The sequence below is a fragment of the Streptococcus sanguinis genome, assembly GCA_013378335.1.
Classification (GTDB): domain Bacteria; phylum Bacillota; class Bacilli; order Lactobacillales; family Streptococcaceae; genus Streptococcus; species Streptococcus sanguinis_I.
In genome coordinates, this window is the sequence record CP040556.1 from 1849250 (window position 1) to 1861490 (window position 12241).

8 protein-coding genes and 3 pseudogenes are annotated in these 12241 nt (G+C 39.9%); 1 reads left to right on the forward strand and 10 read right to left on the reverse strand.

Going from position 1 to position 12241, the window contains the following annotated elements:
- Window positions 1–101: 101 nt before the first annotated feature.
- The 3 genes and pseudogenes from FFV08_09520 to secA all read right to left on the reverse strand — a co-directional run bounded on the left by FFV08_09520 (window position 102) and on the right by secA (window position 4705).
- Complete coding sequence (locus tag FFV08_09520; GenBank protein QLB52811.1) at window positions 102–1133, reverse strand: 3-deoxy-7-phosphoheptulonate synthase; 1032 nt, start codon at window positions 1131–1133, stop codon at window positions 102–104.
- A 1-nt stretch (window position 1134) separates the two neighbouring features.
- Window positions 1135–2166 carry a 3-deoxy-7-phosphoheptulonate synthase gene (locus FFV08_09525; GenBank protein QLB52812.1) on the reverse strand — a complete coding sequence of 344 codons (1032 nt, stop codon included), beginning with the start codon at window positions 2164–2166 and terminating at the stop codon, window positions 1135–1137.
- Window positions 2167–2186: 20 nt separating this feature from the next.
- Window positions 2187–4705 (reverse strand): annotated as a pseudogene (gene secA / locus FFV08_09530) (preprotein translocase subunit SecA).
- Between the two features lie 81 nt (window positions 4706–4786).
- Between secA and FFV08_09535 the strand changes: the two are divergent.
- A pseudogene (locus FFV08_09535) lies at window positions 4787–4956 on the forward strand (riboflavin deaminase).
- Here the strand turns inward: FFV08_09535 and FFV08_09540 are convergent.
- The 7 genes and pseudogenes from FFV08_09540 to FFV08_09570 all read right to left on the reverse strand — a co-directional run bounded on the left by FFV08_09540 (window position 4915) and on the right by FFV08_09570 (window position 12137).
- A complete protein-coding gene (locus FFV08_09540; protein QLB52813.1) occupies window positions 4915–7197 on the reverse strand; it encodes a carbohydrate-binding domain-containing protein in 2283 nt (760 codons plus the stop codon). The pseudogene FFV08_09535 and the gene FFV08_09540 overlap by 42 nt on opposite strands.
- 311 nt (window positions 7198–7508) lie before the next feature.
- Entirely contained in the window at window positions 7509–8117 is a 609-nt protein-coding gene (locus tag FFV08_09545) for a hypothetical protein (protein QLB52814.1), read from the reverse strand.
- 94 nt (window positions 8118–8211) lie between these two features.
- A pseudogene (locus FFV08_09550) lies at window positions 8212–8942 on the reverse strand (hypothetical protein).
- Window positions 8943–9053: 111 nt separating this feature from the next.
- The gene (locus tag FFV08_09555) at window positions 9054–9725 is read right to left on the reverse strand and encodes a DUF443 family protein (protein ID QLB52815.1); all 672 of its coding nucleotides are present in this window, start codon (window positions 9723–9725) and stop codon (window positions 9054–9056) included.
- 33 nt (window positions 9726–9758) lie between these two features.
- Window positions 9759–10415: a hypothetical protein gene (locus FFV08_09560; protein ID QLB52816.1), complete on the reverse strand. Its 657-nt coding sequence runs from the start codon at window positions 10413–10415 to the stop codon at window positions 9759–9761.
- Between the two features lie 86 nt (window positions 10416–10501).
- Window positions 10502–11143 carry a hypothetical protein gene (locus FFV08_09565; protein QLB52817.1) on the reverse strand — a complete coding sequence of 214 codons (642 nt, stop codon included), beginning with the start codon at window positions 11141–11143 and terminating at the stop codon, window positions 10502–10504.
- 352 nt (window positions 11144–11495) lie between these two features.
- Entirely contained in the window at window positions 11496–12137 is a 642-nt protein-coding gene (locus FFV08_09570) for a lantibiotic ABC transporter permease (protein ID QLB52818.1), read from the reverse strand.
- Between the last annotated feature and the right edge of the window lie 104 nt (window positions 12138–12241).

Here is a 12241-nt window from a genome sequence, read left to right on the forward strand (position 1 = left end):
CTCTGGAAAGGCGACAAAACTCAGCTGGGCCGCCAGCTGAGTTCATCTTCACCCGACAGTTAGTCCTCTTTACAGGTCAAGACTGTCCCTTTCAATTTTCCTTATTTATCTAAAGTGTTGTAAATTTCTTCAATGAGCTGAACAGTATTGTCCCAGCCCAGGCAAGGGTCGGTGATGGATTTACCAAAGACTTCCGGCTCATTTTGCCGACCGTCTTCCAGATAAGACTCAATCATAAAACCACGAACCGATCTCTTAATCTTTTCGTTCCAATCCCGATTAAGCAAGGTCTGACGCACAATCCTAATCTGTTCCAGATACTGCTTGCCTGAGTTATCGTGATTGGTATCAATGACGATGAAAGGATTCTCCAAGCCCATCTTTTCATAGTAGGAAATGGCATCCAGCATATTCTCATAGTAGAAATTTGGAATATTTTTACCATATTCATTGGTAGCCCCACGCAGAATAACGTGAGCCAAAGAATTCCCAGAGGTTTCTACTTCCTGACCATGAAAAAGGAAAGTCTGCTTATTTTGTGCCGCATAGACAGCGTTAAACATAACACCCAGATTGCCAGAAGTTGGATTTTTCATGCCGACCGGAGCGTCAATACCTGACGCCACAAAACGGTGCTCCTGATCTTCAACTGAGCGGGCACCCACAGCATGATAGCTAACCAAGTCATCTACCAGCACAAGATTGGACGGATAGAGCATCTCATCAGCCGTCGTCAGACCAGTCTCTGTAATGACGCGGTAGTGCAGCTGACGAACTGCCTGCAAACCATTGATAAGGCTAGGTGCTTTAGAAGTATCCGGCTGGTGAACTAAGCCCTTATAGCCATCCCCATTGGTCCGCGGCTTAGCAGTATAGACCCGCATTACGATAAAAATCTTATCCGCGACCTTCTTCTGCAGCTCTGACAAACGGCGGGCATACTCCAGCACAGCCTCTTCATTGTCCGATGAACAAGGGCCAATCACCAAGAGAATACGCTCGTCTTCACCACTGAGAATCTCAGCTAGTTCTTGGTCTCGCTTGTTTTTATGAGCCAAGGCCTGACCAGTCAATCTGGTTCTGGACTTAATCTGCTCAATGTCAATCTTCTGACCTTTTTCTATAAATGCCATACTATTTTCCTAATGTATCATAAATTTCACGAACCAGCTGTTCTGTATTGGCCCAGCCCAGACAAGGATCAGTAATGGACTTGCCAAAGACTTCTGGTTCGTCCTGACGACCGTCTTCCAGATAAGACTCAATCATAAAGCCACGTACTGTAGCCTTAATCTTTTCATTCCAGTCCCGGTTAATCAGAGTCTGGCGAACGATACGAACCTGCTCCAGATACTGCTTACCAGAGTTATCATGATTGGTGTCAATGATGATAAAGGGATTTTCTAAGCCCATTTTTTCATACTGGGCAATGGTGTCCAGCAGGTTATCATAATAGTAATTGGGAATATTCTTACCGTACTCATTCAGAGCACCGCGCAAAATGGCATGCGCCAAGGGATTGCCAGATGTTTCGACTTCCTTACCTGAAAAGAGGAAACTCTGCTTGTTCTGAGCTGCATAGATGCCGTTAAACATGACATTGAGATTGCCAGAGGTTGGATTCTTCAAGCCCGTTGGCAGGTCTGCTCCACTGGCAACAAAGCGGTGCTGCTGGTCTTCGACTGAGCGAGCTCCGACAGCCATGTAAGAAATCAAATCATCTACCAGAGGCAGATTTTCTGGATAGAGCATCTCATCAGCCGTCGTCATGCCTGTCTCGGAAATAACCCGATAGTGCAGATTGCGGACTGCCTTGATGCCGTTAATCAGACTTGGAGCGGCCGTCGCATTAGGCTGGTGAATAAGCCCTTTGTAGCCATCTCCGTTCGTCCGAGGCTTGGCAGTATAAACACGCATGACCATGAAAATACGGTCTTTTACTTCTTCTTGGAGAGCAGATAGACGCTTGGCATACTCCAGCACCGCTTCTTCATTATCTGAAGAGCAGGGACCAATGACCAAGAGAATGCGGTCATCCTGACCACGCAGAATTGCTTCTAACTCTCGGTCACGCTTTTCCTTGCGAGCGAGCATGTCGCCTTCTAGCTTAGCAAGTTGGCGAACTTCTGCCACATCAATGGGTTGACTGGTTGCTTTAAAGGTCATCTATTCTCCTTCTTTTATGCTTACTTTCTACGGCCGTGACAGTTCTTGAACTTCTTGCCAGAGCCACATGGACAAGGGTCGTTTCTCTTTACGTTAGACAGGTCTGCATTCTCAGGCATATTTGGCGCCTTAGCAGAGATATTGCGGGTAGCAGTCGTACTGATAGCACGCTCTGTCCGCGGACGCTCTTGCTCATGAATCTGCGCTTTCATCATCAGACGAGTCACATCAAACTCGATGGAGCCAATCATGTCATTGAACATACGGAAACTCTCTGCTTGGTATTCGACAACTGGGTTATTTTGTGCATAACCACGCAGTCCAACAGCATTGCGCAGCTGGTCAAGGGCATCAATATGATCAGTCCACTTGCTGTCCACTACGCGCAGAATCAAGACCTTCTGGAATTCACGCACTGCTTCTTCATCTCGCAGCTTAGCAATTTGACTGTCGTAGACTTCCAACGCACGTTCAAACAGATAATCTTTGATTTCTTGGTCAGACTTGCCTTCCAAATCGCTATCTGAAATAGAATCTTCTGAAACCAAGTTATACTTAGCAAAGTTTAAAATCGCTTCAATCTTATCATCCTGATCAGAGTGGCTGCTGCCATCAACGATACGGTTGATAGTCCGCTTAATCATAGCCTGGATTTCGGGACTGAGGTCACGGTCAGCAGTAATGACATCGTGGCGCTCGGCATAGATAATTTCCCGTTGCTCACGCATCACATCGTCATACTGCAAGACTTGTTTCCGCGTATCGTAGTTATTTCCTTCGACACGCTTCTGAGCTGCCTCTACCTGACGGGTCAGCATGCCAGATTTGATAACAGAATCTTCGTCACTAAGGTTCATTCGATCCAAGAGAGCTTTAATGCGCTCTGACCCAAAGCGGCGCATAAGCTCATCTTCCAGTGAGAGGTAGAACTGTGACTCACCTGGATCACCCTGACGGCCTGAACGTCCGCGCAGCTGATTGTCAATCCGGCGGCTTTCATGGCGCTCTGTACCGATCACGCAGAGACCGCCCAGTTCGCGAACACCTTCACCCAACTTGATATCGGTTCCCCGTCCGGCCATATTGGTCGCAATAGTAACTGCCCCACGTTGACCAGCGTTCATGATAATTTGTGCCTCTTTATAGTGGTTTTTCGCATTAAGAACTTCGTGAGGAACCCCAGCTTCTACCAATTTCTTAGAAATATAATCACTGGTTTCAACCGCAACGGTACCGACCAGAACTGGCTGGCCTTTTTCATGACGCTCTTTAACATCCTGAACAACTGCCTTGAACTTAGAATCAATACTTGGGTAGAGCAGGTCAGAATGGTCAATACGTGCTACCGGACGGTTGGTTGGAATCGGAATAACACGAATGTTGTATGTTTCGCGGAACTCTTCTTCCTCCGTCTTAGCTGTACCTGTCATACCGGACAGCTTCTTATACATACGGAAGAGGTTCTGATAAGTAATAGAAGCAGAAGTCTTTGTTTCTTCCTGAATCGGCACGCCTTCTTTGGCTTCAATCGCTTGGTGGAGACCGTCAGAGTAACGGCGGCCTTCCATAGTCCGACCAGTAAACTGATCAACAATCAGAATTTCCTGATCTTCACTGACCACATAGTCAATGTCAAGGAGCATGATGTAGTTAGCTCGCAGAGCATTGTCGATAAAGTGAGTCAGAGCAACATTTTCAATATCGTAGAGATTGTCCAGCTTGAAGTAGCTTTCTGCCTTGTCAATCCCTGAGTCAGACAGACCAATCGTCTTAGACTGAACATCAATGATGTAGTCGTCCTTATCCAGAGATTTGACATAGTGGTCAGCCATATGATAAAGCTGGTTGGTATCTGAAGAAACTGGTCCAGATACAATCAATGGTGTCCGAGCTTCGTCAATCAGGATTGAGTCCACCTCATCGACCAAGGCATAGTTGAGTGGACGCTGCACCATGTTTTCAGCGCGGACTACCATGTTATCACGCAGGTAGTCAAAGCCGATCTCAGCATTGGTTGAATAGGTAATGTCGCAAGCGTATGCTTCTTTCTTCTCAGATGGAGACTTAGCGGCCAGATTGATACCGACAGAAAGGCCCAGCCAAGAGTAAAGTTCACCCATTTCGGTCGCGTCACGCTCAGTCAGGTATTCATTGACTGTGACAACGTGCACACCTTTGCCTGCAAGGGCATTTAAGTAAACTGGCATCGTCGCAGTCAAGGTTTTTCCTTCACCGGTACGCATCTCTGGAACGTCACCATGATGGAGAACAATTCCCCCATAACCTGAACCTTATAAGGGAAAAGGCCCAACACTCGCTTAGCTCCTTCACGGACAACCGCAAAAGCTTCAAATAAGAGCTGATCTAAAGTTTCGCCATCAGCATAGCGTTTCTTGAATTCTTCTGTTTTTGCCTGAAGTTCTTCATCAGACAAAGCTGCCATTTCGTCTTCATAAGCCAAGACCTTGTCAGCCATTTTTTCTAATTTTCTTAATTCACCTTTATCATTTTCAATGATAGTCTTTAAAATATTTGCCATTTTTTTCCTTACTATATAATAATCTTTCCGATTTTTAGAATGTTCTTTTCATTATAGCATGTTTTCCTATATCTTTCAAGAATGAAAAAAGCAAAAAAGCTCTATCAGACTGTGCTTACAGAACTGGAAGATAGCAAGATATCTAAGCTAAAAAAGAAAAGGCAGAGGTCTTGCTCTGTCCTTTCAAATACGAATGTTACAAGGATAAACTAGTCCTCTTTTTTCTTTTTGATAAAGAGACCTGTTCCTGATAAGATAGCAATGCCGCCCAAAGATGTTAGACCAAACTGAGCTTTCTCGCCAGTATCGGGCAGACTTGACAAGCTTGAAGTTTTGGTAGATTTTTCTGATGCTGTGTTAGATACATTTTGAGAAACTGTATTGCCTGAAGATTTACTCTTTATGGCGGATAGAGTTTGGGGCTTGGATTTTACAGAAAACTGCGTTCCCCTGCTAGCTGTCTCAGCTTGCGGTGATTGGTCAGATTGAAGAGACTGGCTCGTTTGAGTTGCAGCTGCTTCTATTTCTAAGTCTGGAAGCGAACTTGTGTCATATAAGACTTGACTTTGGAATTCCGGATCCCCATTTGATGAATCTGAATCCGACTTACTAATGGTATCAGCTAAAGATGTATCAACTGCAGCAGCTTGTACTGCAAACTGAACTCCGTCAGCAGTATTGGTCGGAGAAAATCTTGTTATTCCTGTAGGTGGTGTTGGTGGCGTTCCAGTACCATCCCAGTTTGGAGGAGTTGGCTGGCTACCATCGGTAGAGTTCATTCCTGGAGCAAACTGTCCCATAGCACTTGGATTTCCCATAGGACCACCCATTCCAAATTCTTTATTACTGCCTTCTTCGGTAGCAGTTGCTGTAGCTGAGTTACCACTAGAAGTTGTAATTGTATAGCTTTCACCCTCGACCAAAGCTTCTGTACTGAAGACTACATTGCCAAAGGAAGATGCTGCAACAGTCTGGGCAACAACATTGCCACTGCTGTCTGTCACCGTGACTGTATCTCCAGCATTACCACTGACATTGGCTATAATATAGGACTGACTGGATCCTGTAGTGAAAGCTTGAGCCATTCCTTGATTCCCTATTGCCCAAACCGTTCCACCAGAAATAATCCCTGTCCCATCATAATCGATAGCAGCATTATCAGCACTGGTCTGGGTCACATAAAGACTGCCGCTCTTGACAGTGACATTGCCATTACTGTCTATACCGTCACCACCTGCTACGACGATAACATTAGCTCCGTCAATATTGATAGCCACCGAGTTCTCCAAATCAGCTATTGTATTGGCCAAACTGCTTGTATCAGCATTGGTCTTACTTGTCCATTCTGTCGCATTAAGACCATCGTCTCCAGCATTGACCGTAACAGAACCGCCTGTCAGATTGATATAGCGGCCCTCAATTCCTTCGTCTCCTGCCGTGACATTAACCGTTGAAGAGCCGCTGACTGCTATCTCATCCGTCACAGTTATCCCCTTGTCCGAAGCATTAATAGTTACTGTAGAATCTTTGATGGTCACATCCCCGCTATTGACATCCGTTTCATCTTCAGCTTGAATGCCGTCATCAGCTGCTGTAATAGTTAGATTGGCTTTGTTTAAGACTACACTTTTGGCCACATGAATCCCATCCTTGGCATCCGAAGTCAAATTCAGCGTGGCATTGTCAACTGTCAAACTGTCAGCAGAAATAGCATTCTGCTCACTACTAGCAAGGGCTAGACTACTTCCTGTAGAACTGCTAATGCTTAAGGCACCCGATGTCTCTACTGCATTGTCAGTAGTAGAGCTGACCGAGCTGTCAGACACCACATTTATTGTGAGGTCTGCACTAGATTCTGATTTAATGCTCGAATCCGTCAGAGTTAGGCTATCTAAATTGAGCGTTACTGGATCTGTAACGCTGGCCGCTACTGTAATCGTATAGTTAACACCATTTCCTGTCAGAGTATAGGTCCCCGCAGAAGTAATGGTTACAGTCGTACCATCTATGATAACACCGCTGGCAGTGCTGCTGACTGAACTCCCATCAAAGGAAATAGTTCCATCACTAGCAGACGTATTAGCAGAGGTGGTAGTCTCTTTATTTTCACTTGTACTAGCAGTCGTATCTGTGGAAACTGCTGATGTCTCTGTAGCTGTAGTTTCTGAGTCAGCTGAACTATTGTTATTTGCATCCTTGCTAGCTGAATTATCTGAAGTGCTAGCAACCGCATCAGCACTAGCATTCTCTAATGCTGATCCCGTATCAGTTTCTGTAGAGTCAGAATTTGCTGTAGTTGGATCAGAAGTGGTCGTCACTGCGGCATCAGCGTTAGTATTTTCATCCGCTGAAACGGTCTGTCCTCCGACTAGGATGGCTGCCCCCAAAGCGAGAGTTGCTAGTAAGACAGATCCGGCACTCTTCCACTTAGAAGATTTTTTGAGACCGTAGCGTTCTTGTTTATCATTATGAGAGAAAAATAGTTGTTTCATAGTTATCTATTCCTTTCCTGAGCATATCCTTATTAAACCCTAGTTTTCCTTTACAAAACTTAAAAATAACTTGTAAAAAACTTAAAGAGCAGAGGTTACATTCAGGCAATTAAAGAGACAAGTCTAGACTATCATCGATTTGCTGACTGACATGCTGAAAAAGAAATTTGATGGACTCTCTCGCAAGTAATGTCTTTATTTTCACAGTCATAAGAGTTTGGGACAAAAAGATTTCAATTTTTAAAAATCTTAATTATTAAGCCCTTCAAATCTATAATTAAATGCGAAAAGCGAACAAAGCAGAATTCTGATTACCAGAAAACTAGTTTTGTTCGCTTTTTATATTTGAGGTTGGACTTTTGTCCCAGCCTCTTAGCAAACTTTTCTTCTAAATGTTGCAAGATTTTCTTACGTTTAGACATTTGGTAGTCATAATGAATCATAATAAGCGCATAACTTAAAATACTACCGAGTATCATCATCATCATATCACCATCTTTTAAATACAATATGGAAAGTAGTACCACACATGGGGTACCAAGTAATTGTGTTATTCTAATTACTTTATAATGTTTTTTTGCTTTTTCTATAAACTCCTTTCCCTCAGAACCTTCTAAATTTACTATAGAAAAAGTGGTTTTCTTTTTCATAGAAACCATTGCCATTCTAGTAATAATCCCAGTAAGAAAGATGGTTAAAATTAGTATTATTAATCGAATGTTAAAAGAATCTACTACAAGTTTCTTTGCTATCATCCTTAACAATGGACCAACTATCAGTATAAAGGCAGGGGTATAGGTCTGAATTTTCTCAGTATTTTGTAAAACGTTAGATAGTTTTAATTGTTCCTTCTCTAAATCATAATAAAGGGCCTTACCCTGATACCAGCCTAAGTTTACTAAATTAGAATATTTCTTCATTCATTTTCCTTTTAAAGTATATTTTTTATCATTGTTTAACTATATTGGGTATATTTGGTACACCCCTCAACTTTTTATCAGCTACTAAAAGAACTCAAATCAACTCATCACTTTTCGGATGCTTCTTTACATAAATAGCTGCATAAACCGCATCTACCATAACAGCTGGCAACGTTAAGGTTAACAAAATTCCCACTAAAATACCAAAGGCAATCTGAATATAGCCCGTTAGGAGGGAGGGAATGATTGTTGCCCCGCAAAAGCTACGGCAAAATTATTCCACCATGTTTTCTTTCTATCTCCCTTTTTCACTTGATTAAAAGCCCAGACTTTTCCTTGATTCTTTGGGAGATAGTACCAAGCATAGAGGCCACAAGCAAGTATAAAAAGGAACATCATCAATATTACATAAAATGGAGTAAGGGGGGATTGATATATTCCCTCTATACTTTTTGAATCTCCTACTATTGCAAACATCAACATTCCGATAAAATTGATCCAAACTAATGCGCTCCAAGTAAGCAAAGCAATCAGAATATAGGTTAAAAATTTAAATCGATTGATTAGAAACTTAGAAAAAGCAAATAACATACTTACCACATTAAGAATGATGCAAGTCAAAAATAGAACTTTAATCCATCCCTGACGACTTCCTGTTTCACCTATAAGTGCCCAGTAAAAGAAAAATGAGCAAAATGGTAAATTTATCCATGGAAATAATTTAATGTATCCTAAACTGACACCATGTGTAATCAAAGGACCATGGTATCTTTCTCTTTCTATACTAGTAATCTTTGCTTTATCTTTCATATTCACCTTCACCATTAACTAAACCAACCAAACAAACACTTTCTGAAGTAATTTAATGTATGAATCAAGGAATTCATTTAATTTCCGAAATTCTTTCAAAGACATAGACATTTATTACCTTTCGGTTTATAATTTTTCTATTTTTTCAAAAATAATATCTTGCTTTTCGTAACTTTCTCTGAGCGGTAACATACCTAAAATCAACGAAAAGAAGCCCAATAACAAGAGACAGCTAATGATTAGAATGGAACCCTCTGTTCCATTATCAATGAATGTATAAAATCCAAAACATCCTAAAAACACAGCGAAAACAAAAGGGAGAAGTCTGTACAGTTTTAACTGACGCTGTGACCTTGAGCGTTTGAATGTTATTTGATACTTTGATTCTTTATTTGAAAGCTTTTGATAAACCCTATAACGCCCCCCTAAAACAATGAACCAAAAAATAACATAAGCTAAAACGATAAATAGGACAAATAATCCTAATTTAAAGGGAAAATTATGACTAATGTCATAACTTATAAAAGAATTAGTCACGAGTCTATAACCAGCTCCACCTATTACAACTCCTATTGCTATACCAAGCGTTTTACTCATAGTTGGAGACAACCCCTCAAAACTCGTATCTCTTTTATCTAACTTTAGCATTTTTGCAGTGATTTCATTAGGAAGAGCGCCCCAGAAATAAGTTTTAGGACTAACGGTCGTCATATCCAAAAGATATTTTTCGCCCTCTACTTCCACAATTTTATGAAAAGTTTTATTTGTTTCTTTAAATTTTAGTTCCATGATCACCACCCAAACACTTTTTGAATTTTATTATAAGTTACTTTATACCTTTTTAAGTTCTTTAAATTCTAGGTATTTCTTTTGATAAGCATAAGTCAATGGAATAACGCCAGATTCAATCCAAATAAATAGATAAGCCAACAAACCATTCAACACTAGAATTGCACCTTCTGTTCCATCATCTAGTCCCATATAAATAGAGAAAGCAATTGCATGTAAAATGAGAAATAGATAGGCATGGAATTGCTTTTTTTTCTTATTATTCTGAAAGACTATTTTAAACCTCTTCTTTTCCTGCGATAAACGACTTGAAATCTCCTTCCTCGATTTCATTAAAATACTTTGATAGGCAATATAAGCTACCAAAATAGATATGGGAAATAAAGATACTTTTAAATACAGATAATGACTAATATTATAATATCTAAAAATTGATGTTACTACTCTATACAGAAGAAGGCTAAAAACAATAGCTACCATACGCATTCCTGAAGGACCCATCTTAATTTTTTTATCAAAATTTTTATCATGACTATCAAGTTCTATCAAATCAACTTCAAGATTTTCAGGGGAAAGTCCCCAATAATAATTTTTTGGTGTCGTGGAATTGGAATCTAAAACATACTTTTTTCCTCCTATCTCTAACACATCAAAATAAGCAACATCTAATCCTCTAAAATTAATTTTCACATTTACCACCCAAAAACTTTCTGGATTAACTCAATTACTGAATCAAAATCTTTCCCTACGTCTTTATATATTCTTCTCCCTACTGTATACTGCTATTACAACTCTTCAATTTTATTTAATAATAGCGTCTTATAATACGAGGGCACTTGTGGCATTCTCATCATTACAAAGTAGAACCAAGATATTATGCCATTTATAACTAACGAGGCTCCTTCTGAGCCATTATCAGTTCCCATAAAAAAAGCTAAACAAATAATATTAATTACAAATATGAAATACCAATCAATTATTCGTTTGCCTTTTGGTTCAAAAACGAGCCTATAACGTCTGCTATTTTTAGGGATTCTTGATTTATACTTTCGTATTGCAACTTTTTCATAACAGATAGCCATAAGATATGACAAAATCATAGAGAAAGCAAAGATACCTAATTTCAAAGAAAGTTGTTGACTTATACCCCAACCAATAAATGCCTCTTTCATGAGTCTATAAGAGATACCCACAAGTGGCTGAACCAAGATGGCTATAGTAGAAATTCCTAATGGTGCCTTAGATTTTATTTTAAAACTCTCATTGGATGAAGATAACTCACTCATATCTACTGTAACTTCTTTAGGAAGCAGTCCAAAAAAATATGACTTGCCTCTTATAGAAGTAGGATCTAAGATATATTGTTTATTTTCAAAGTTAACAATACGGAACACCGCTATATTCGAATATTTAAATTTTAATTCCAAATTACCACCCAAACACTTTCTGAACCGATTTGATACCTGAATCAAAGGATTTTCCAACGTCTGCAATACTTTTATTAAGATTATCAACTCATATTAAAGCAATTGTCAGTGAGTCAGAAATTGAAATATAGACATCTATAATAATCACATTCAAAAAATCGTAATATTTTTTCTTCATTTCGCAGCTCCTGTATTGATATTTTTGTTTCTTCTAAATATCTCAGTATAATTATTATCTATTTTAATTCATTCTTAATAAACAATCCAGTTATAGTGGCTAATTATTAGCATTTACTTCTTCCCTCCTAATGAAAAAAGAGGAAGTTATCTCTTCGATAATCCCCCTTCAATTCTACCATTTTTCAGGCACTTGATTTCTCCAGCCTGTGAAAACTTGTGCATAGCCCAATAGATACAAGGGCGTCAATGCGATGCTCAAGCCTACCAATGCAATAATCATATAGATTCCTGACAGCATAAACAGGCGAGTGATGACTGCTACTCCTGCTGACAGGCAACACAGGACAATGGCATGAATCTGCAAAATGTTGATCTTTTGTTTCTGTTCAAAATATCTCAATTTTGAAACGATCACCATCTGATAGAGCAAATTGATCAGCTGATAAGACAAGCTGAGTATGATAAAAATCATAAAAAATGCTAAGTAGTTCTCACCAAAAAAGATGGAACCCCAAAAAAGCAATTCAAAATGAAGAAATAGGTAAGAGCTGGTCGGAATGAGCTGCAAGGCTTTGGTATCAAAAAACTTTTGGAAGAGTAAAAAGGCCAGGAACAAGATAAGCGCGTGAACGATAGTAAAATTCATGACCATCATGCTCAGGTGATGCATCTCACCACGCAAGAAAATCGAAACGATAGATACCAGTGAGATAAAAAATAACTCAATTAAACCAGCCTTATAAAAATCTAAGTTTCTGATTGGATTACAATCCGTAACAAGGACATTCAAAAACTCATAATATCTCTTTTTCATATTATAACTCCCATTTATTAAAAAAATTCCCTAAACTTTGCGGAACTTTCTATAAAAAAATTCCACATTTCATTATATCATATAGGCTACAGGATTAGGAAGTC

Bases quoted from the DNA above. Each gene is read 5' to 3' on its own strand.
- FFV08_09540 (QLB52813.1), bottom strand. From the start codon at position 7,197: ATGAAACAACTATTTTTCTCTCATAATGATAAACAAGAACGCTACGGT.
- FFV08_09570 (QLB52818.1), bottom strand. From the start codon at position 12,137: ATGAAAAAGAGATATTATGAGTTTTTGAATGTCCTTGTTACGGATTGT.
- FFV08_09525 (QLB52812.1), bottom strand. From the start codon at position 2,166: ATGACCTTTAAAGCAACCAGTCAACCCATTGATGTGGCAGAAGTTCGC.
- FFV08_09545 (QLB52814.1), bottom strand. From the start codon at position 8,117: ATGAAGAAATATTCTAATTTAGTAAACTTAGGCTGGTATCAGGGTAAG.
- FFV08_09520 (QLB52811.1), bottom strand. From the start codon at position 1,133: ATGGCATTTATAGAAAAAGGTCAGAAGATTGACATTGAGCAGATTAAG.